The following is a 20,549-nucleotide window of genomic DNA, read 5'->3' as shown; positions in this document are numbered from 1 at the left end:
CACGTCACGTACGTGACGTGATGATATTTCGCCTGGATGACCGGGGAATGAATTCCCCGGCTACCAGTATTCTGTCCCTACGGGACGTAAGCAAAAACCAAACCGGACAACGCTGACAGGCTAACGGAGAGTAATATTGAAATACTATCCGTTTTTGAAGGTCATAGACTGTTACGAATTGACGAAACAGGATTTTAGAGTGTCAATGATGATAATTCAGCGCTTCGCTTGCACAGCGGTTGCGTCCAGGCCATCCGCCAATTGTTGCCGTTCTTCCTTTGTCAGCCGTGAGTCGGCGTGAACAAGAGTATACTGAATCGGCGGCATTTCTCCTTCAACCAGTTCTTCCCTGATTTTTTTCGGATTCTCCCCTTCCCGCATCCCATCCGACCATTCAGAAAAATTCAAGACCCTTCGTCCGCCATTGACGTCCCTATGGATAAGCCATGAGGCCGGTGCGACCCGGCTGTACCATGGCCATGCAGTTTCGTTGCTATGACAGTCAAAACATGCCCGTTTGGCCAGGGCTCTGGTTGCCGGTGAGCTCCAGGCCGGCTCTCTGATGATTGGCGGATTGCTCCGTTTCTGACCATAAGGAACGAACTGGATAGCCGCCAGTATGATGATAACGGCAAATGCCGCGTACATTACGGTTTTAGCGGTTGGCTTTTTCATAATTGGTCTCTTTTCCATTCCGTTGCTTTGAATTTATCTTTTCGCGAATTGCATCAAACAAACGGGGAAAGGGCCGGCCAAGATTTGCCGGCCCTTTCCCCTGGTAAGCTACTGCAGCATTGGTTTCGGCGTGGCATCGGAATTGGGCGGCATGATCGGATAAACGACTTTCGGCTGCTTGCCGTTAAGGGTCTTGAGAAACGCCACGATTTTACCGGCTTCATCATCGTTGAGAGTGATGCCGAGCTGCGCAGCCCCCATGATCTCTACCGCATCGCCCAGTTTCCATACCTTGCCGGAGTGGAAGTAGGGCGGCGTCAGTTCAATGTTGCGGAGCGATGGAGACTTGAAGACATATTTGTCCGCAGCCGTATTGGTAACCTTGAAGCGCCCGAGGTCTTCCGTGGGTCGGACATCGGCGGCAGGGCTCTCTTTGACTCCGAAGGGGAAGTATCCGGTACCGCCGATATTGACACCGTTGTGACAGGCAGAGCACCCCTTGTCCATGAAAAGCCTCAACCCTTCTTGCTCTTTGGCTGCAAGCACTTTCCGGTCTCCTTTGAGAAAGCGGTCAAAGCGGGAATCCGGCGTGATGAGCGTAGCCTCGAACACCTCGATGGCACGGGCCATATTGTCAAAGGTTATCGGATCCTTGTCGCGGGGAAATGCTTTTTTGAATAGCGGCAGATAGCCTGGAATACTATTGAGGGTTTCCAGCACCCGCTCCGGTTTGTTGTTCATCTCCACCGATGCCTGAACCGGTCCCTTGGCCTGGGCCTCAAGATCTTTTGCCCTACCGTCCCAGAACTGGGCAAGGTTGAACACGGCGTTCAACACCGTCGGAGCGTTACGCGGGCCTTTCTGCCAACCGTGACCGACGGATGTCTCCTGGATGTCTACCCCGCCGAGCCCGACGTTATGGCAGGTATTGCAACTGATCAGGTTTGATGACGATAGTCGCGGGTCAAAAAAGAGCATTTTCCCCAGCTCTATTTTGGCCGGAGTGGACGGGTTCTCCTTTAGAACCGGAGGCTTTGCCGGCACAGGCTTGAAGATTGCCCGGGCCTGGCTCATTATGTCGTCCTTTCCCCAGGCAACGCCTCCCGCAAGCATTAACACCATGATGCCACACGAAATTTTCCACTTCATCGTACGTCCTCCTTTGTCGTAGTTAAGCCAAAACATTAGCGCACAATAACGTTAACACCTCTGTGCAGCAACTCAAGAGTTCCATTCAACAAATCTTAAGAAAAACCCCGGGTCGGCAACAAGACCTACAAGGTCTTTTTTATCACACACAAACTGTATGTCAATTAAATATATCGGCACTGCCTGGTCCGACTTCTCCTGCCCTGTCTGCCTTGCCTCCCTACCAATGGGTGTGGTTTAGATTTGTTTATTTTTTATCTTGTTTTTACGATTAGTTTTGTATAATTTATTTTCTTCAATTCTATCGCACAATTTTTTCAATTATTCTCAATGATGTAACCGGTTATGTCACGGACGTACTTTACGACCGGACGATCCGGATACCTGAAATTTTCCATGGCGGGAAATCCTGGCTTGGCAGTTAATCGGCAGGCAATACTTAAGATTTTAAAGTCGTAGGGGTACATTTTGCCGTCGCTTGATGCACGGCTATCCATCAACCGTTTCATAAAAGATGAGGAGGTAACCATGAATATAGTCAACAAGACAAATAGTTCACTGTATTACGGTACGCAAGCACCAGGAATCGGTGATTGCGGCACCATCTTGCCTGGCGACAACACCTATATCCCTTATGAAGAAAAGTGGGGTGTTTTTTCGGTCTCGATTTCTCCGGTAGTTCCAGGCCAAAGTAATGAGAATTACTTTGAATTCAAAAATGTCGATCCCGGGGCTATCATCACGGTTGCTACCAGTGTTGAACTCTGAGGCGAGTAAAAGTAACGGCCGAGACTCTTATGTAATTGTCGATAACAGCTAGCCTGTTCGAACCCGATATGTCACATATGGTTTCCCGCCATGGGAAAAACCATCTGGCAGCTTAGAAGGAAATGATATGGCATCCAGGAATCAGTGCGATAAAATCCCGGTTCTCATTGTTGGCGAGGCAACGGCTCCAACGGGTTATTCGCGGGTGCTCCGCAGCATCTTTTCACACCTTCAATCACGTCTCACAATTAATCATCTTGCGCTTCGCTATAATGGTGATCCGCACGATTATCCATGGAGGCTTTACCCGGCGCACATCGGAGGAGATCCGTATGGGTTCGGGCGACTCCCGGCACTGATTGCCCAGTTGCAGCCGGCCATAGTCTTCATACTGTCGGATATCTCATATCAAACCCGGTACATGGGGGTCCTGAGAGAAATCCCGGGGAACTTCCGCGTGGTAATCTACTCACCGGTTGAATCGGGACCGGTCACATGCGAGCTCATGGAGAAACTGGAAGGTGTTTCCCGCTATGTGGTATATACCCGGTATGCGCGACAGGAAATCGAGGCTACGCTGGAGCGCCTCCAAAAACGAAGCTCCACGTTCGCCCGGCCACTTCTGGATGTAATTCCCCATGGTGTCGATAGCAACATATTCCGCCCGCTGCCCGATCGCGACGAGCTTGACAGCAAAACCCGCCGCATGCGGGCACGCATGCTTCTCTTCCCGGGACAACCGGAACTGCATGATGCGTTTATCGTTCTGAACGCCAATCGCAACCAGCCACGGAAACAAATTGATCTGACTATGAAAGGGTTTGCCATTTTTGCGGCGGGAAAACCGGCAAATGTCAAACTCTATCTACATATGGGGGTTGAGGAACGAGGCTGGAATATCATCATTCTGGCGCACTCACTGGGAATAGCCGACCGCCTGATTCTGACGAGCGGCGAAAACTGCCATCCGGACCTGTCGCCGGAACGATTGAACCTGCTTTATAATGTCTGCGATGTTGGGATCAACACCGCTAGCGGCGAAGGCTGGGGATTGGTCAGCTTTGAGCATGCCGCAACCTGCGCGGCCCAGATTGTGCCCCGGCATACCTCACAGATCGAGCTCTGGCAAGGATCCGCAGAATGGGCCGAGCCGGTGACAACCCTTACAAATACCGGCATTCTCAACGAAGCCCATATCGTCTCACCCGAAAGCATAGCTTCCGCTCTGGAACGCTTGTACGCTGATGCTGACTTTCGGGAGATGATGGCGCAGAAGGCTTACGAGAATAGCCGGAAAACCGCATATCGTTGGGAAATCATCGCCGAACAATGGCAAGGGTTATTCGAAGAGGAAGCCAGGCTATTGAAAGCAAAGAGTCAGTGACCCACCGCATGCCGATGCTCTCCATGAAAACGCCTTGCGAACCATGTTATTTGACCCGTTTAAGCCGCTTGCACAGTGCCGACTGGGTAATACCGAGGAGGCGGGCGGCAATGCTCTGGTTCCCATTGGCACGGGACATCGCTTCAGTTACCAATAGATCGGCGGCTTCGCTGAAGGTTGGCAGACGCTCGATTCCGCCAAAAAGATTATGCCGCTGAGGAGGAGATAATAATTCGATCCGCTGCCCGTCCTGCCTGTCGATTGCCTTGAGGAATGATTCCATGGAGAGGATTCTGTCTCGATGGATGCTGACCGCATCATACACCATGGCCCTTAACTCCCGGACGTTCCCGGGAAATTTGTACGTTGCGAGCAATTGCACCAATTCCTTCGGAGGCGTAGGTTTCTTCTTGCCAAGAGCGCCGGCGGCTTCCTTGAGAAAATGGTCGAGTAGCAAGGGAATATCCTCTTGCCGCTCCCTGAGAGGGGGAACCTGAATATGGTGGGTACAGAGCCGGTAATAAAGGTCGCGGCGAAACGTCCCGGCCGACTGCTTGGCTGCCAGGTCCTGGTGGGTGGCAACGATAACACGCGCTTTAATCCGTTTCGGACGGTCGCTGCCGAGGGGGAAGTATTCTCCCTCCTGGAGGAGGCGGAGTAGTTTTACCTGTGATGGAATGCTGAGATCACCGATCTCGTCGAGAAAGAGGGTTCCGTCAGCGGCCTCTTCCACCATGCCGCGTCGTGCCTGCTCCGCCCCCGTAAATGCCCCGCGTACATGACCGAACAGGGTGTCGGCAAACACAGAATCATCCAGTCCGGCAACGTTCACCGCAACAAGAGGCCCCCGGCAACCACTCAGAACGTGGGCTGCCTGGGCTATCTGCTCCTTTCCCACGCCGCTTTCGCCGCTGATCAGGAGAGGCTGGGGGCTTTGGGCTACCGCCTCGATGTATGCGAAGATGGCATGCATGGCACGATTGGTGGTAACAATGCCGGCAAAAGCTTTCGGATGTTTCAGGCTGCCATCGAGAATACGGTTGGACATCTCCCGGTTTTCCCGCTTAAGTTCGATCATACTTATCGCACGCATGACGCCATTGATCAGCCGGTCTTCATCGTCTGTTTTGACGTAGTAGTCGAACGCCCCCATCTTCATGCAGCGGACCGCGGTTTCAAGCTGATTCATCCCACTGATAACAATGGTTGTGATCTCGGGATGTTGTTCGCGGATCAATGCCAGGACCTCTTCTCCACCCAGATGAGGCATGACGAGGTCGAGAATGACGAGTCCGATTTCCTGACGCTCGATCGTCTTTATAACTTCGCGGCTATCCGTGCATGTAATTATGTTGGTTATGCCGGCGCAGCGTTCAAGGCTGACAGAGAGGCTAAGTATCCATGCCGGCTCATCATCGACAAGCAGAATACCAAAGGGCGGATAAAGATTCTCGCTCATTTTAGCGTCTCCTGTTCGATAGTCCGCAAGGTAAGGGTAACGGTCGTCCCGACTCCGAAAGTCGAAGCGAACTCAAGTGAACCACCGTAGTCCTTGATGATTGAATTAGAAACCGAGAGCCCGAGACCTGTCCCGCCGGACTCGCGTTTGGTGGTGAAAAACGGATCGGTGATGCGGGAAAGGTGCTCAGGAGCTATGCCGATTCCATCATCCTTTATCTGTAATACCACGCTTCCCTCCGGTCGGTCATAATACGTCGTGAGAGAAATGCCCCGAGTCTTGTTTGGTAAGGCTTGACAGGCATTTACGATCAGATTGACCACAACCTGCTCAATCCTCTGGGCATTGCCAAGCACCTTCGGCAAGTTGTCGGCACATGTTATCATAAATCTGTTTGTTGAACTGTGGATGGTAGTGTCGATTAGGCGCACTGCTACACATACCACATCATTGAGATCAAACGGTTCGAGACATTCGGTCTTATCAAGGCGAGCGAAATCTTTCAGATCGTCGACAATCCGTCTGATCCTCTTTGCTCCTTCATTGATCTCGACAAGCAGTTGCGGAAGCATGTCCCGCATACGTGAGTACGGGATGCCCCCGAACGCAAAGTCGCCGTGTTCGTGGAAATACCCGTCCAGAATCGTCTCGGCATCCTGGAAAGCCTCTTTCAGGGTCGGCATGTTCAGGAGAATGAGACCATTGGGATTGTTGATTTCGTGGGCGACCCCCGAAACGAGGATGCCGAGTGATGTCATCTTATCAGCCTGAATAAGCTTGTCTTGATGAAGGCGTAATTCTTCCAGTGCGAGCTTTTTTTCGGCCACCTCCTGCGCCAGCTCTTCGGTGCGCTGGATCACCTTTTTCTGAAGGGTGCGCGACCAGACGACGGTGCCTGTGAGAAGAAGCATGAGCGGAACCAGAACCATGGCACCATACTGAATGACCTTTTCCCACGAAACCCGCGCAGGCTCCAGCACCCCGAGCCACTTGTCATAAATCACCTGGTACTGTCCGGTTTTTTTAAGGATAGCCAGCCCCTCGTTCAACTGTGAGAGCAGTTCCGTGTTTCCATCCCGCACGGCGAAGGAAAACTTGAACGAGGCCACATTCCGCGCCACGGGGACGAGGTTGGTAAGCTTGTTTTCCCGGATGATATACATCCCGGGGAGTAAGGCAACCACGGCGTAATCCCCTTGCCCGGATGCCAGCAGGCGGAGGGAACCCGCCGGCGTATCGGCGTACATCAGATCCTTCTCGAAACCGAGCTGCCTGAGGCGCTCGTGCATGATCCCGTTACGATGGAGTATCACCTTCTTCCCGCGCAACTGCTCCAGGGAGCTGACGACTGGTGAGTCCCGGCGCGCAAAGATTGCCTGTTGGACAATCGTGTGGGGCGAGGTGAAATCGAAGATCTTGTCCCGCTCCTCCGAGTTGTTCATCCCCAGGGTCATATCGATCATGCCGTTTTTCAGGTCGTCGTGCCTCTTGGCCCACTCGCCCAGGTGGATATCGACGTTCATGCCCATGACCTCGGCGATTGCCCGAAGCAGATCAACCGTGAAACCTGCCGGTTGACCGTTTTTGTCGACCAATTCGTAGGGCGGATAGTCGTGATTGCCACCGACGCGGATGGTCTTCTCTCCGGCAAAGGCCTCGGTGAAGGGAGCCGTCGCGAATAGGAGAAAGAACAGGGTGAGCGTGGCCGGAAACCGCAACCACCTGATCGAGTGAATTATCTGATGTAGCATTGTATGCTCCAGTCCGCCTCCAGTACCCAATGCACCTCTCTTCATGGTGACAGAGCCCCGGGGCCGATCCGCGGGTGGGAGAAAATGGATCTCCCACCCGCAATACTGTGCTCAAGGCCTGTTTTCATTTTCCAGCGAGTCGAGAATTGACTTCGCTTCCTGCAATTTCAGTTCAAGCTTCTTCAACTCTTCAGCTGAATAAACCTTTTTCCCCTTCTTGATCTCGTTCCGGATTTTCCTGATCCGCTTCTGGATCGTGTCAACATCGTTCAGACAGTTTTTCGAGGCGAGCAGGCACATGTCCTTCTCTTCCTTGGTCACCTGCGACACGGCAGGCACGGTTGCGAACACAACTAAAACTGTCAGGAACAGCAGGGTCATTCTTTTCATAATAAACCTCCTTTTGATGTGGTGGTGTTGCACGCCAACTTTGCAGCATTGCCCGCTTACAGGTCAATGTTCACCCTCTGGAAACCGTTTCACCGAAATCACCGACTGTCCTTTGCTGACAAGGCTCACACCCTGAATCACCTCCAGTTGAATCAGGTCTCTGCTCTCCGGATCGTAGGCGAAATCAGCCAGATAGGTCGGGTACTCCCTGCTGCGCCATTTTTCCTCAAGAAGCGAGCCGGTCCAGCGTAAAACATGGAACGTATGTTTTTTGTAGGAACGCAGGTTACCCACGACGAAAAACCCGTCGTTCCTGGGAACGAGCAGTTCTCCCCGCGGCGTGACGATCATGCGCTGGGCGAGGAAGAACCAGCGGTACTGGTCGCCGAAAGAGGTCCTCTCTTCCAGGGTTTCCCGCTTGTAGTATCTGTCCGAGCCACCGAATTTTTCGCCGCTCTGCCACAATTCTCTGCCGTCCCGGGACGTAACGACGAGGTAACCGTCACCGTTCATGATCACGTGATAGCCTTTTCCGGCAGCATCGGAAAAGGAGTTGAAGTTGTAAAGATTACCGGACCGGGGGAGTTTCCGGGGATTCCTCGTTTCGAACTTCGTTCCCGTCTTGGCCAGCTCCAGCACACCGCCGTAAAACTCCCCGTTTACCCCCATCTCCTGGACAAGGATTTTCCTCCCCTTGTCATCATCCTCGATCCCCCGGAAGAAGTAGGGAAGTCCTTCCGCAATCTTTTCAAGCCTCCCCTCATGCGGCAGATAGACCTGTGAAACCAGTGTTTCCCTGTCGATTATGGTGACATAGACTTCGGGGATCCCGTCACCGTCAAGATCGGCGGTGTCAATGCCGAGGATCTTTGCCGTCTTGTCGATTGCTGTTTCGGAAACCTGCTTCAGCTCGGTTCCCTGATGGTAATAGCGAATGATCCGGTCGCCGGCCAGAAAAAGTTCGCGCTCACCGGAAGGGAGTTTGCGTCCCACAGCCAGGCTGGCGGTCAGATTCTCGCTGATCTTGTACCCGATTTCGGCGTTGACCTCTGTGCCGATGTAGTTGCTGTTGAAGTCGTTGGTCTTCTGGTTCTTCGGCTTGAAGGGGTTCTCACGGGCTATGGATGCCACGCCGACGTTCGCGGAGCCGAAGACTTTATCGATATTCACATCATAGCCGAAGAAACCGCCCATCACCCCCATGTCGTAGTTGGAAACGGTGTTGATAATGCCACGGTCGGTATATTGGCCGCATACTTGGTGTTGGTGATCAGCATGGTCATCTTGGCTGCCGAGAAGGTTGAGGTGGCGTTGCCGTCGCCGAGCTGGTTCACCCCTTGGAAGGCCGTGACATTTCCCTTGCCGTTGTCGCCGGAGGAGTAAAGGAGGTTAGCCCGTGCCATACCGGGGCCGGTCTTCAGCTTGCCCCCCAGATTGGCTGCGAAGGCTGCCACTTTCGCACCGGGACGACCGAAGTTGTTGGTCGGGTTGTCACCAAGCTGAACGAGCACGAAGCCGTCCACTGACGCCGGTCCGAAGGTGGCAGCCGCATTCAGGCCGACGGTGCTCAGAATGTTGGTGCCGTTCGTCAGATTATCGTACGTCATGTAGTAGGAACCGCCCACTGTCAGCTCCTTGCTCATGGCATACTTGAGATCCAGGATGGCCAGATCGAGAGAGTAGCGGCCGGGAACGAAACCGGAAGTCCCCTTACCGTCCGAAGAACTGTTTACCGCCGGAATTGTGGAATCGGCTCCGTTAAAATTCTTGTTGTCATAACCTCGCAGCCAACCGGCAGTCAGTGTCAGATTGTCTCTCAGCTGGCTTGTGCTCACTGCTCCGGCGATATCGGTGTTAAGGAATACTCCCTTGTAGGAGTCGTCGAATGGAATAATGCCAGCCTTCACCGTTGTCGGCAGATAGGGAACCTTGAACTGCATATAGACGTTCTTGGTTTCCAGGTTGACCTGGTCGGCTTCCATGGCGCCGCCGACATTGCGGGTCGTTGCGGTTGACTGGGAGGTATCGCCCCAACGGGAATCGATCTCAAACTGGGTCACGACCTTCACGTCTTCACTCAGTGTGCCAATATAGAGAAGCCTGGCCCGCTGCTCCGAGTAAAAGAAGCTTTTTCCCGTAGCTCCCTGGGAAAGAATGTTTGCCGGTACTCTTGTAGAGGCTTTCCAGACGTCATTTCCCCCGGCCTGATCGAAATTGGTGAAATCCCCTTTGATGCGGAGCAGACCGTGAAATTCGTGTTCCATGGCAAATACCCCTGTGCTCATGCAGCTTACCGCCACCAAGGTAAGAGCAACTCGTATCAGACTTCTCTGTCTCATAACAACCTCCTGAAAGTAAATGTGTTCGTGTGCGCACTCCTGCACTTGAACGGGTTGACAATTGCATCGATCAATGCCAGATGAACCTGCCTCCTTTCATTGATGTGTAGATATGTGAACTCCCTTAAAAAATGGGGGCAGCGTACTGCCCCCCATTGAAGGAGGCACTACTGATTTTCCGTTTTTTAAACGCAAGAAGGCGGATACGGGGTATCCCCGCGATCCGCCTCTAATCATTGCTGGCTAACAGCCTTACGGCTCTGGCTTGCTCAGATCAAGCGACTTCTTCGGCTTTCATTATCAATTTGCCGCTCCGGGTCAATTCCACCACGTAGTACTTGCCGGAAAAGGTGAAGCGAAGCGGCAGGTCGCTTTGTTTGAGGATCAGGGAGTCTCTGCCGGACCGGCCCCTGCGAAGCAGAAATATATTCTTTGGAACAGTCATGTCATCCTTGCTGCGATTGTTATCGGTTTAAAACAGCCACAAGTGCTCTGCCGGGATATCCACCAACTGCTCGCCCGGCTGCATGAACTCGTTGCCATAACCGCGGATGGTGGCGCCGGCCAGGTCGAAGACGTACTCCCAGGTGTTCCCCAGGTAGACCGAGGCGGTGAGCGGCAGGCGAAGGGAGTTCTCTTTCGGTGTCTGTGCCAGCTTGATCTTTTCCAGGCGAACGACCGCGGTTGCCCGGTCGCCGGCCTTCAGCGGCGTCCGGAGTCTCCCCCGGAGCGCCCAGCCGTTCCCCTCGATGCGGGCCGAATCGCCGTCAACATCGGTGACCAGGCCGCTGATGGTGTTGTTGGCCCCCATGAATTCGGCCACGAAGAGGGATTTGGGTGCGCCGTACATCTCCTGCGGCGTGCCGGCCTGTTCGATCACCCCGTCCTTGAGCAGGACGACCTTGTCGGCCATGGCCATGGCCTCTGCCTGGTCATGGGTCACGCAGACCGCCGACAGGTTGAGGTCGATGATCAACTGGCGCAGCCAGATGCGAGCCTCCTCGCGCAGTTTGGCGTCCAGGTTGGAGAGCGGTTCGTCGAGCAGGATCACCTGGGGGTTGTAGACCAGGGAGCGGGCCAGGGCGACGCGCTGCTGCTGGCCGCCGGAGAGCTGGTGCGGATGGCGTTCGCTGAGATCGCCGAGTCCCAGGTTGGCCAACACCTCCTGGACCCGCTGCCTGATCTCTCCATCGGGAACCTTGCGCAGCTTGAGGCCGTAGGCCACGTTCTCGTAGACGGTTCGGTGCGGCCAGAGGGCGTAGGATTGGAAGACGAAACCGAGACAGCGCTTCTCCACCGAAACCTCGATTTTCTTGGCCGACTCGAATACCATCTGTTCGCCGATGCGGATGGAGCCATGGCTCGGGAGTTCCAGCCCCGCGATGGAGCGGAGCAGGGTCGTCTTGCCGCTCCCCGAAGGGCCCAACAGGGCGACGATCTCACCCTTGTTCACATCCAGGCTGACTCCCTTGAGGATATGATTTTTGCCGAGGGTGACGTGCAGATCATGTACGCTTAATTCGATGCTAGTCATGCAGTTTCACTCCATAGCGCAGGGCGATACCCATCCCCACGCTGACCAGTAAGATATTGATGAACGACAGGGCAGATATTATTTCGATGGCCCCCGCGCCCCACAGGGAGACCATGAGCGAGCCTATGACCTCGGTGCCGGGGCCGAGCAGATAGACGCCGGTGGAGTATTCACGCTCGAAGATCATGAAGATCATCAGCCAACTGGCCAAGAGGCCGTACTTGATCAGCGGCACGGTCACGTGGCGGTTGACCTGTCCCGGCGTTGCGCCGGTCACCCGTGCGCACTCCTCCAGTTCGGGCCCCACCTGCAACAGCGAGGTGCTGACGAGGCGCATGCCGTAGGCCAGCCAGACCACCGAGTAGGCCAGCCAAAGGCTCACGAGCGTCTTGCGGAACGGGGCCAGCGGCGGGAAGAACAAGAACACCCACAGGAAGGCCAGGCCGGCCAGAAGCCCCGGAATGGCGCGTGGCGTCATGACGGTGTAGTCCAGGAGTCTTGTCCTGCCGTTGTTCTTGCGGTGGGACGACAGGCCGATGAAGGTGAAGCAGATCACGGACAGGCCGCCGCCGATTACACCCAACAGGATGGTGTTGACGACGCCCCGCATCAGGTTGCCCTGCTCGAAGACCGATCTGAAGTTGTCCAGGGTAAAGGCCTCCAGGAAGGTGACACCTTCACCCCAGTTGGTTACGAAGGCGCGGAAGACGACGCCGATGATAGGAATGACCACGGTCACGGCCAGCCAGGCGGCAACGAGACCGGCCGCCACCCAGCGCCATCCCCCCAGGGGCAGGGTGCGCTGGCGCGCCCCTTTCCCCTTGAGGGTGATGTACTTGTGGGCATTGCGCAAAAGAAAACGCTGCGACAGCACCATCGGGATTGTGATGGCCACGATGCACATGGCCACGGCCGCCATCAGGTGGTACGAAGGGGTTCCCAGCTTGTTGGTCAACTTGTACAGATAGGTGGCGAGCACCAGGTGACCCTCCGGGTCGCCCAGGACCAGGGCCAGCCCGAAGACCTGGAAACCGAGAAAAAAGACCAGCACGCCGCTGTAGAGCATGGCCGGCATGACCATGGGCAAGCTGACGGATGCGGCTACCCTGAGCGGCCCGGCCCCGGCCACCCGCGCCGCCTCTTCCACGTCGGAACCCAGACTGCGCAGGGCCGACGAGGAGTAGAGGTAGACATGGGGGACGTGTGACAGGCCCGCGATGAGGACGATGCTGGTCATGGAATACAGGTTCCATGGCACGCTTCCCAGGATATTTTGCACCCAGAGGGAGATGAAGCCGACCGGCCCGACCGCCACCGTGTAGCCGAAGCAGAGGATCATGGGCGAGACGAATACCGGGATCAGCAACAGCGGTTCGATCCATCGTTGGCCCGGCAGGTCGGTGCGCACCATGAGGAAGGCCAACAGCCCCCCCAGCGGCACGGCGATCAGCCCCATGCCGCAGGAGATGTACAGGGAGTTGAGAAAGGCCCGCTTGAAGTCCGGGTCGTCGAAGATGAACCGGTAGGCGTCCAGGCCGATCATCTTATCCGGCTGGAAAAACGGCGCATCCAGAAAACTCTGCCAAAAGAGCAGACCGATGGGCAGGAAGACCGCGATTGCGGTGAGGATTATCACCGCAATCTTTGATAAGGGCATCTTGTTCATTATTTAACCGTCCCGAGTGCCTGCTGCCATTTTTTGAGGAAATCCAGCCGCTTCTTCTGATCAAGGAACTCAACGGTTTCCTTGCCGATTGGAATCGTTTTGGCGCCGGCGCCCAACTGTTTGGAAAGTTTCGCCATGGTGGTATCGCCCTTGATGTCGGAGCGGATGGCGAACAGGTCAGCCTTGTCGGAGACGATCTGCTGGCCTCTGGCCGAGAGGAGGTAATCCAGCCAGAGCTTGGCGGCATTGGGGTTCTTGGCGTGCTTGGAGATAAAGATGACGCGGGACATGACCACCGTGTAGTCCGAAGGATAGAGATAGCCGATGGAAGGGTCCTTCTTGGATTTCAGGAAGGCATAGGAGCCGATGATGTTGTAGCCCATCAGCGCCTCGCCGGAACTGACCTTCTCCATCATTGCCCCTGTGCTGGTGTACACCTTGACTCCGGAGTGTCCGAGGGCCTTGGCCATATCCCAGAACCCCTTGTTGTTCTTGAGATCCTGCGTCAGGTACGAAAAGCCGACGCCGCTCCGTTCCGGATCGTAGGTGACGATCTTGCCCTTGAGTTTCGGGTTGGCGAGCGCCCTGGCCAGGTCGGCGTGGGACTTGGGTATCTCATCCCCCTTGAGTAAGCGTTTGTTATAGACGATGGAGATCGGCTCGTAGGTGGTGCCGTAGGCCTGGTCCTTCCAGTTGGCCCAAGCCGGGAGCTTGCGGGCTTCGGGCGATTTGTAAGTCAGGGCATGTCCATCCAGGACCAGTTTGACCTGCAGGTCCATGGAGGAACTCCAGGTGATGTCGCCGGTTCCGCCTCCTGCTGCGGCCTCCCCGATAAAGCGGTTATACAGTTCGGTGCTGTTCAGGTCGTTGTACTCGACCTTTATATCGGGATAGAGGCTCTCGAAATCCTTGACGATCGGCTCGGCGGCCTTGGTGTCGGTGGTGGCGTAGATCACCAGCTTACCTTCCTTTTTGGCGGCATCGATGATCTTCTGGTAGTTGGCCGGATAGCCTGCCGGCGGAGCGGCGAACACCACTAGAGGCGCTACTACTGCGCATAAACCGATAATGAGTTGCATAATTCTTCGGACTCTCGAATTTTGTTGCATAAATACTTCCTCCTATTGTTTGAGTTGTTTTGCGTCAAATAATTTGGGCAGCATGGATTCAATTTCCATCTACTTACCGTTTTTATAAAACTGTATCAGCAATAAGGATACCATCTCTGAACCATATCCATAACTACCTGAAATACATATTAAAACATGGTTTTATTTGAGCACTTTAATGCTTGAATGGATATGACCTTGGTAAATCGGATGCGTCCAGCTTTAAAGGTAACAGCTCAAAATACATGCAAAAAATGACTATGCCGGAAATCAATGGTATTCCGTTGTTCATAACCATTTGCCTGACCATCACAAATAATCGCCCCGGCATCCGGGAATACTCCATGTAAAATTGCAAAGCCCACCGCGCTGTGCTATAAGCTGGTTATCATTGCCGAAGGAGCAGCATAATGGACAAACAGGCCGCAGAGCGCCGCATACAGGAACTTCACAAGGAAATAAACCGCCACAACTACCTCTATTACGTGGAAGACCGGCCGGAGATCAACGACGCCGAGTACGACCTGCTCCTGCGCGAGTTGCAGCAACTGGAAAAGGCATACCCCGACCTTGTCACTGCCGATTCTCCCACCCAGCGGGTCGGGGCAGCTCCGCTGGAAAAGTTCTCCCAGGTGACCCACCGCATGCCGATGCTCTCACTGGAAAATGCCTTCAACGAAGAGGAGATGCATGACTTCGACGAACGGATCAAGCGATTCCTCGGCCTTGCCGCCGGCGATGAAATAGAATATGTCTGCGAACCGAAGATGGACGGCCTGGCAGTGGAACTGGTCTATGAGAACGGCGACTTCACCGTCGGCTCGACCCGCGGCGATGGATATGTAGGTGAAGACGTGACCCAGAACCTGCGGACAGTCAAGACCATCCCGCTTAGCCTTGCCATCGCCACCCCACCGCGGCTCTTCGAGGTGCGTGGCGAGGTCTACCTCGGCCTTGCCCCATTTCAAAAGCTGAACGTGGAACGGGAAGAGGCCGGCGACCCTCCATTCGCCAACCCGCGGAACGCCGCAGCCGGCAGTTTGCGCCAGCTCGACTCGCGGATAACCGCCCGGCGCCCCCTCTCCATCTTCTGCTATGCGGCAGGCTCTCTGGAAGGTCACGAGTTCACGTCGCAAAGCGACCTGCTCAACACCATTCCCGGTTGGGGACTGCCGGTCAACCCTCTGATCAGAAAGGTTTCCGGCATCGGCGGGGTACTCGCCTATTACCACGAGATGAGCGAGAAACGGGAGTCGCTCCCCTACGAGATCGACGGCGTGGTGGTCAAGGTCGATTCCTTTGATCTGCAGCGGGAGCTGGGAGAAAAGACCCGCTCGCCCCGCTGGGCCATTGCCTGGAAATTCCCCCCACGCCAGGCGGTCACCGTGGTCGAGGAGATCGTCCCCCAGGTTGGTCGCACCGGCGTCATCACCCCGGTGGCCCATCTCCGGCCGGTGGAGGTATCGGGGGTGATGGTGTCCCGCGCTACTTTGCACAATTGGGAGGAGATGGAGAAAAAGGACATCCGCAAGGGGGACACGGTGGTGGTGGAGCGGGCCGGGGACGTGATCCCGGCGGTGGTGAAGGTCATCACCGAGAAGCGTAAAGGCGACGAACAACCGCTACCCATCCCCGCCAACTGCCCCGAATGCGGCTCAGAAGTGGTGAAGATCCCCGGCGAGGTGGCGGTCCGCTGCCTCGGCCTCTCCTGTCCGGCGCAGATCCGCGAAACCATCATCCATTTCGCCTCGCGCCACGCCATGGATATCGACGGGATGGGGGACAAATACATTGAACAGCTGCTGAAGCTCGGCCTGGTGAAAAATGTCGCCGACCTCTATTACCTGAAGAAGGATGACTTCATGCGCTTCGAGCGGATGGGAGACAAACTGGCGGAAAACCTCCTGGGCGCCATCGAAACAAGCAAGCAGCGGGAGCTATCCCGATTCATCTACGCCCTCGGCATCCGCCACGTTGGAGAGCATACGGCAAAGCTTCTGGCAAACGCCTTCGGCAGCATGGAGAACCTGGAGCACGCCTCGGAAGAGGAACTCCTCTCCATCCGCGAGGTCGGCCCCCAGGTGGCGCAGAGCATTCGTACCTTCTTCCACAACCGTAACAACATCGAGGTGATCGACCGGATGTTCAACGCCGGGGTGAAGCCATCCGTTGAGGAGAAAAGGGTCGGCGGCAGGTTCACAGGCAAGACCTTCGTCTTCACCGGCGCCCTTACCCGCTTCACCAGGGACGACGCCAAGCGGATGGTGGAAAACGAGGGGGGGCACGCCGCCGGCTCGGTATCGAAGAAGACCGACTTCGTCGTGGCCGGCGCAGAGGCTGGGTCGAAGCTGGACAAGGCACGACAGCTAGGGGTGAAGGTGCTCACGGAAGACGAGTTTTTAGCGATGTTAGGAGTCTGTCGGACTTAGGAATGAATCTACTGCGAGGATGGCAAATCGGTCCATATCTCCGAAAATTTTCGACGAATAGGTTCACTATTCGCTCTCAAATTTCCGGAAATCTGTCCTCGATTTTCCATCCTCTCGCTACGATTCCCTAAGTCCGACAGACTCCTGGAGGGATGAACAGATGAAAATCCGCGCCATGGTAACGGTCAAAGGTATGGTCCAGGGGGTCAATTTTCGCCGCTACACGCAGCAGACAGCCATGCGGTTCAATGTCAGCGGTTGGGTGAAAAACCTCCCCAACGGGAGCGTTGCGGGGTGCTTCGAAGGGGAAGAGAATGATGTGGCGGCGCTCATCGACTGGTGCCGACAGGGCCCCGGCAGTGCCAGGGTCAGCGGTGTGGAGGTGGAGAGGGGCGAGTTCACCGGTGAGTTCGACGACTTCCATATCGCCTATTAGTCCATCCTGCATCCATCGGCAACAGGAGGTTTCCATGAAGAATTTAATCGGTATGACGCACTTTGTTCATACTAGCCGGACCAGCATTGGGCAACGCCGACCTTCATGATCTTCGACCGGACCATCTAGGGTTTCGACCAGCGCAGGTTGGAGGAACTGTTGCGCTAACAGGTTGAAAAAAAGAAGTTCTGGTTGACATTAGCGGAGCTTTTATCTATAACAACCAGACATTTACCTGGAAAAAACACCATCGGCAGATACCATGAAAAAAACGATTCTTTTGCTGCTCATCATCCTCTCGTACGCGTTCGTTGCCCAGGCGGCCTACGTCTTCAAGGCGTACAACGGCGACGTGACCTTCAACCACATCGAACACCGGCGGAACTTCACCTGCGGCGACTGCCACAACGGCCCGCCACGGTTCATCGAACTCGACCACGACTCGGCCCACAAGCTCTGCCTGGGCTGCCACAAAAAGCTCGGCGCCGGGCCGCTCCGCCACTGCGGCGACTGCCACAAGCAGAGCAGCTGACAAAACTAAACGGGGCCTTCGATTCTGTCGAAGGCCCCGCTTCATTTTGGTTCTTCCGACATTTCCGGGAACGGCTGCCGTGGCTTCGGGAGTGAGTGACAGAGCCGCAGTGGCGAGCGGACACCCGCCAAAGATTGAAGGAAGCACCTTCGTCTGCAAACGATTAGTCAGGCAATACATCGAGAGACGGCGCAAGGTCCGCAGCTGCGGCGACCGAACGAACGAAGTCACGGCTGACGGCCTTCCCCCGAAATTCCCGGCTGGACCTTCGTTTTTCCGCCAATCACTCCTTACCTCACCGTTTTTTCCCCTTGATCGGCCAGCTCGTTTCAAGACCTTCCGGGTAGAAGTTCTCCCTGGTCCGGTTGAAATAACCGTACTGGATGCGGGGGAATTCCCGCTTCACCCGCTCCAGCATCCGGTACATGCCGATTCCCCGACCGGAAACCTGCATCCGTTCATTGTAAAAATCGGGATCGATGGAGAGGTTGCGCATCTGCAGCATGTCCACCCCGGTATCATTGATGAACCTCAGAAGCGCCTCCACCTCCGCCTCGCTGTCGGTAAGCCCCGGCGACACCAGGTAGTTGATCATGGTGAAGAGGCCGCGCTCCTTGGCCGCCTTGACCGACTCCATCACATCGGCAAATTTATATCCCACAGGCCGGTAGTAGCGGTTGTAGAACTCTTCCTGCACCGAATTCATGGAAAAGCGCATGGAATCCATCCCCGCGTCGCAGAGCATGCGGACCCGCTCGGGGAATGAACCGTTGGAATTGAAGTTGACCGTGCCGCGGCTCGTGGCGGCCTTGAGTCGGCGCGTCGCCTCGGCAATGGTATCGGCCTGCATGATCGGGTCCCCTTCGCACCCCTGGCCGTAGGAGACGATCGGCTCCGGCGCCTCGTTCAGGTGCGGCAAGGCCAGCTCGACGATCTCCTCCGGTGTGGGGACGAACTGGATCCGCTCGTGGTTGGACGGGCAGCAGTCGGAGGGCTGAAGACTGATGCACCCGAGGCAACGGGAGTTGCAGACCGGCGACGTGGGGAGCGGCGCTTCCCAGCGGCGGAAGAAGAGGTTCTTGGCCGCAAAGCAGTGATAATCAACGGCGCAGCGGGACAGCTGTTCGAGAAGGCGGTTGTCGGGCATCTCCTTGAGCCTTTTTCTCACCAGGGGATCAAGCTTGCGGTCGTCGTAGTTTTTGGGGAGCCAGTTCTCGTTGGCATCGACACGGCTGGCCGCCACCACAAACCGCTCGGTCTCCTCGTCCCACCCCACGGCGGTGTAGGACCAGAGCGGCAGATGAACCTTCTTTTTACCGTAGTCGCAGGCGGGGAGAAGCGTCCGCATGTAGCCGGGGGCCATGAAGGCGGAAACCGCCTGGACCTTCATCGTCCGCCGCCCTTCCCGGATCTCCTCCACGGTGACGAAGGCGTGCTTTTTCCCGTCCCAGGCGATGGGAGGGGTGTCGGGGATGGTGAAGAGACGACTGTCCTCGGGGAGCGGGATCAGTTCCACCCCTTCCGGTAAAACCGCCTCCGTGCCGTTCATGCCGGCCATGGTGAGGAAGGGATGGTCGAAGATGTTTCCCTTTGCGTCTGCATAGAGGAGTTTGGGTAATGTTTTTCTTTTCATGATACGGCAGGGTAACAGAAAACGGAAAAAGCGGCAATAGTTACGCAGGGGTGCGTGGCAAAGCTTTGGTTAAAGCGGGGGAAGAAGAGGGGTACGCTGTAATCAACTTGAAAAACGCAGTCCCTCGCAAAGCCACAAAGAATGCGCTTGTGCGCCATAGCGGGTCAGCGCGCAGGCGCAGAGTAAAATCAAGCAGTTATCAAAAGCTAACCGGCGCGGACTTTTTTCCCGCGTCCGTTTGAACGCGTTGTCAGGCAGGTTTCAAGGGTTTCATGAATTGCCTCGCGTACTACGTCCGACAGTTTCAACCCCTGCGCAAACTGTTTCAATTTTTAGGGTCACAAATGCTCCCAACGGCTCCGGCGCTCACTTATTGAGCGCAGCGGAATCAAGTGAAGTGCCTGGTTCGGCCTTCAGCCTGACACTGCTGCTATGCGGCTTTTTGCTTTTTCAATTCGTTCAGCAGCTCAGGATGCCGGTCCAGCAGACGGAAGAGGTTCACTACAGCGGCAACGGGTCTGGCTTCACCCCTCTCGTAGCGAGAGAAGGCGTTGTGGCCGCCACCGGCGATCATGGCCGCCTCCTTCTGGTTAAGTCCGAGCTTCTTTCTGATGCGGGCCAGTTCGGAAGCCTCTTCCTTGTCCACACGGGCAATGAAATCGTCAAGCAACGATTCAGCGGCAGCCGCTTCTTTTCCAGTGACGATCCCTTCACCACATGTGCCGCACCAAGCCCCTTCCTGGTCGTATTCCAGAATGTTGCTGCGGTACTCAAATTGCGTCCGTTTCACCCGATGTTCCAAAGTTCCCTGAAAACATGCGGGACATGTTTTCCCGTTCCATTGTTTACTCATGATCAACGCTCCTTGAACGACACGATAAAGAATTCTTCGTGTCGCTGAAACTTGATGTACAAGGCCCTTCCTTTCCATTCAGCGTGATATACATCTTGCCAAACCCTGCTGTCCGCATGAACTGTCATGGCCTTATAAAAATTTCCCATTGAAAGCCTCTTGATTACCACCAGCGCATCTCCCAAGGCCATTCCGATCGCTTTGATGCCGTGTCGGGCGGTCATGGTCAGGTTCATTGCCTCAATGCAGTCCATCTGTGCCTGGATCGACTTGAGGTCATAATGGGGACGTCGCTTTTCCATAGTTCACTATAACCCTTAAAGGGTAATTTTTCAATTTTATTTCTCGGGCTTTCTTCGGAATTTCATTTTAATGGTGGGATATCTTCTCCAGGTTCAATCTTTCCAAAGGCAACTTTCGCTGGCCAACCACCCATCTATCC

At 55.4% G+C, this 20,549-nt stretch carries 19 protein-coding genes; 5 read left to right on the top strand and 14 right to left on the bottom strand.

Annotated features, from left to right (window positions below; all coding sequences use genetic code 11):
- Positions 1–216: 216 nt before the first annotated feature.
- Positions 217–675: a heme-binding domain-containing protein gene (locus GURA_RS06700; protein WP_198134533.1), complete on the bottom strand. Its 459-nt coding sequence runs from the start codon at positions 673–675 to the stop codon at positions 217–219.
- A gap of 108 nt (positions 676–783) precedes the next feature.
- Positions 784–1,824: a cytochrome-c peroxidase gene (locus GURA_RS06695; protein ID WP_011938235.1), complete on the bottom strand. Its 1,041-nt coding sequence runs from the start codon at positions 1,822–1,824 to the stop codon at positions 784–786.
- Between the two features lie 528 nt (positions 1,825–2,352).
- On the opposite strand from GURA_RS06695, the gene GURA_RS06690 reads away from it, so the two are divergent.
- Positions 2,353–2,592 (top strand): hypothetical protein, encoded by a 240-nt coding sequence (locus tag GURA_RS06690; protein WP_011938234.1) that lies wholly within the window; start codon positions 2,353–2,355, stop codon positions 2,590–2,592.
- A 127-nt stretch (positions 2,593–2,719) separates the two neighbouring features.
- Positions 2,720–3,976, top strand: coding sequence for a glycosyltransferase family protein (locus GURA_RS06685; RefSeq protein WP_011938233.1), 1,257 nt, complete (start codon positions 2,720–2,722; stop codon positions 3,974–3,976).
- Between the two features lie 46 nt (positions 3,977–4,022).
- On the opposite strand, the gene GURA_RS06680 is transcribed toward GURA_RS06685, so the two are convergent.
- From GURA_RS06680 to GURA_RS06645, 9 genes are all read right to left on the bottom strand, one after another.
- On the bottom strand, positions 4,023–5,435 hold the full coding sequence (locus GURA_RS06680) for a sigma-54-dependent transcriptional regulator (protein WP_011938232.1): 1,413 nt from the start codon (positions 5,433–5,435) through the stop codon (positions 4,023–4,025).
- Positions 5,432–7,186, bottom strand: coding sequence for a transporter substrate-binding domain-containing protein (locus GURA_RS06675; RefSeq protein WP_011938231.1), 1,755 nt, complete (start codon positions 7,184–7,186; stop codon positions 5,432–5,434). Before GURA_RS06675 ends, GURA_RS06680 begins: the two co-directional genes overlap by 4 nt.
- A 111-nt stretch (positions 7,187–7,297) precedes the next feature.
- A complete protein-coding gene (locus GURA_RS06670) occupies positions 7,298–7,576 on the bottom strand; it encodes a hypothetical protein (RefSeq protein ID WP_011938230.1) in 279 nt (92 codons plus the stop codon).
- A gap of 63 nt (positions 7,577–7,639) precedes the next feature.
- Positions 7,640–8,770: an FG-GAP repeat domain-containing protein gene (locus tag GURA_RS06665; protein ID WP_011938229.1), complete on the bottom strand. Its 1,131-nt coding sequence runs from the start codon at positions 8,768–8,770 to the stop codon at positions 7,640–7,642.
- Positions 8,770–9,915, bottom strand: a complete 1,146-nt coding sequence (locus GURA_RS06660) for a hypothetical protein (protein ID WP_011938228.1) — start codon at positions 9,913–9,915, stop codon at positions 8,770–8,772. The genes GURA_RS06665 and GURA_RS06660 overlap by 1 nt, the downstream gene beginning before the upstream one ends.
- Before the next feature lie 274 nt (positions 9,916–10,189).
- Positions 10,190–10,360 (bottom strand): hypothetical protein, encoded by a 171-nt coding sequence (locus GURA_RS24175; protein WP_157046143.1) that lies wholly within the window; start codon positions 10,358–10,360, stop codon positions 10,190–10,192.
- 27 nt (positions 10,361–10,387) lie between these two features.
- The gene (locus GURA_RS06655; RefSeq protein WP_011938227.1) at positions 10,388–11,449 is read right to left on the bottom strand and encodes an ABC transporter ATP-binding protein; all 1,062 of its coding nucleotides are present in this window, start codon (positions 11,447–11,449) and stop codon (positions 10,388–10,390) included.
- A complete protein-coding gene (locus tag GURA_RS06650) occupies positions 11,442–13,115 on the bottom strand; it encodes an ABC transporter permease (RefSeq protein WP_011938226.1) in 1,674 nt (557 codons plus the stop codon). Before GURA_RS06650 ends, GURA_RS06655 begins: the two co-directional genes overlap by 8 nt.
- Complete coding sequence (locus tag GURA_RS06645) at positions 13,115–14,194, bottom strand: ABC transporter substrate-binding protein (RefSeq protein ID WP_049818893.1); 1,080 nt, start codon at positions 14,192–14,194, stop codon at positions 13,115–13,117. The genes GURA_RS06650 and GURA_RS06645 overlap by 1 nt, the downstream gene beginning before the upstream one ends.
- A 440-nt stretch (positions 14,195–14,634) precedes the next feature.
- Here GURA_RS06645 and ligA point away from each other — a divergent pair, with 440 nt between their 5' ends.
- From ligA to GURA_RS06630, 3 genes are all read left to right on the top strand, one after another.
- Positions 14,635–16,653, top strand: coding sequence for an NAD-dependent DNA ligase LigA (gene ligA, locus GURA_RS06640; protein ID WP_011938224.1), 2,019 nt, complete (start codon positions 14,635–14,637; stop codon positions 16,651–16,653).
- A gap of 160 nt (positions 16,654–16,813) precedes the next feature.
- Positions 16,814–17,089: an acylphosphatase gene (locus GURA_RS06635; RefSeq protein ID WP_011938223.1), complete on the top strand. Its 276-nt coding sequence runs from the start codon at positions 16,814–16,816 to the stop codon at positions 17,087–17,089.
- Between the two features lie 262 nt (positions 17,090–17,351).
- Positions 17,352–17,621 (top strand): hypothetical protein, encoded by a 270-nt coding sequence (locus GURA_RS06630; protein WP_011938222.1) that lies wholly within the window; start codon positions 17,352–17,354, stop codon positions 17,619–17,621.
- A gap of 295 nt (positions 17,622–17,916) precedes the next feature.
- Here the strand turns inward: GURA_RS06630 and GURA_RS06625 are convergent, their stop codons facing one another.
- The 3 genes from GURA_RS06625 to GURA_RS06615 all read right to left on the bottom strand — a co-directional run bounded on the left by GURA_RS06625 (position 17,917) and on the right by GURA_RS06615 (position 20,409).
- Entirely contained in the window at positions 17,917–19,254 is a 1,338-nt protein-coding gene (locus GURA_RS06625) for a radical SAM protein (RefSeq protein ID WP_011938221.1), read from the bottom strand.
- A gap of 430 nt (positions 19,255–19,684) precedes the next feature.
- Positions 19,685–20,107 (bottom strand): type II toxin-antitoxin system MqsA family antitoxin, encoded by a 423-nt coding sequence (locus GURA_RS23300; RefSeq protein ID WP_011938219.1) that lies wholly within the window; start codon positions 20,105–20,107, stop codon positions 19,685–19,687.
- A gap of 2 nt (positions 20,108–20,109) precedes the next feature.
- Entirely contained in the window at positions 20,110–20,409 is a 300-nt protein-coding gene (locus tag GURA_RS06615) for a type II toxin-antitoxin system MqsR family toxin (RefSeq protein WP_011938218.1), read from the bottom strand.
- Positions 20,410–20,549: the final 140 nt, after the last annotated feature.

Origin of the sequence: Geotalea uraniireducens Rf4, assembly GCF_000016745.1 — a bacterium.
In the GTDB taxonomy this organism is placed as follows: domain Bacteria; phylum Desulfobacterota; class Desulfuromonadia; order Geobacterales; family Geobacteraceae; genus Geotalea; species Geotalea uraniireducens.
Note: the sequence above shows the minus strand (reverse complement) of the source record. Positions and strands in the feature narration are given on the sequence as shown.

Coding starts and splice junctions, on each gene's coding strand:
- GURA_RS06650 (WP_011938226.1), bottom strand. CDS start 13,115: ATGAACAAGATGCCCTTATCAAAGATTGCGGTGATAATCCTCACCGCA.
- GURA_RS24175 (WP_157046143.1), bottom strand. CDS start 10,360: ATGACTGTTCCAAAGAATATATTTCTGCTTCGCAGGGGCCGGTCCGGC.
- GURA_RS06680 (WP_011938232.1), bottom strand. CDS start 5,435: ATGAGCGAGAATCTTTATCCGCCCTTTGGTATTCTGCTTGTCGATGAT.
- GURA_RS06700 (WP_198134533.1), bottom strand. CDS start 675: ATGAAAAAGCCAACCGCTAAAACCGTAATGTACGCGGCATTTGCCGTT.
- GURA_RS06645 (WP_049818893.1), bottom strand. CDS start 14,194: ATGCAACTCATTATCGGTTTATGCGCAGTAGTAGCGCCTCTAGTGGTG.
- ligA (WP_011938224.1), top strand. CDS start 14,635: ATGGACAAACAGGCCGCAGAGCGCCGCATACAGGAACTTCACAAGGAA.
- GURA_RS06630 (WP_011938222.1), top strand. CDS start 17,352: ATGAAAAAAACGATTCTTTTGCTGCTCATCATCCTCTCGTACGCGTTC.
- GURA_RS06690 (WP_011938234.1), top strand. CDS start 2,353: ATGAATATAGTCAACAAGACAAATAGTTCACTGTATTACGGTACGCAA.
- GURA_RS06635 (WP_011938223.1), top strand. CDS start 16,814: ATGAAAATCCGCGCCATGGTAACGGTCAAAGGTATGGTCCAGGGGGTC.
- GURA_RS06625 (WP_011938221.1), bottom strand. CDS start 19,254: ATGAAAAGAAAAACATTACCCAAACTCCTCTATGCAGACGCAAAGGGA.
- GURA_RS06615 (WP_011938218.1), bottom strand. CDS start 20,409: ATGGAAAAGCGACGTCCCCATTATGACCTCAAGTCGATCCAGGCACAG.
- GURA_RS06695 (WP_011938235.1), bottom strand. CDS start 1,824: ATGAAGTGGAAAATTTCGTGTGGCATCATGGTGTTAATGCTTGCGGGA.
- GURA_RS23300 (WP_011938219.1), bottom strand. CDS start 20,107: ATGAGTAAACAATGGAACGGGAAAACATGTCCCGCATGTTTTCAGGGA.
- GURA_RS06665 (WP_011938229.1), bottom strand. CDS start 8,770: ATGGGCGGTTTCTTCGGCTATGATGTGAATATCGATAAAGTCTTCGGC.
- GURA_RS06660 (WP_011938228.1), bottom strand. CDS start 9,915: ATGAGACAGAGAAGTCTGATACGAGTTGCTCTTACCTTGGTGGCGGTA.
- GURA_RS06670 (WP_011938230.1), bottom strand. CDS start 7,576: ATGAAAAGAATGACCCTGCTGTTCCTGACAGTTTTAGTTGTGTTCGCA.
- GURA_RS06655 (WP_011938227.1), bottom strand. CDS start 11,449: ATGACTAGCATCGAATTAAGCGTACATGATCTGCACGTCACCCTCGGC.
- GURA_RS06685 (WP_011938233.1), top strand. CDS start 2,720: ATGGCATCCAGGAATCAGTGCGATAAAATCCCGGTTCTCATTGTTGGC.
- GURA_RS06675 (WP_011938231.1), bottom strand. CDS start 7,186: ATGCTACATCAGATAATTCACTCGATCAGGTGGTTGCGGTTTCCGGCC.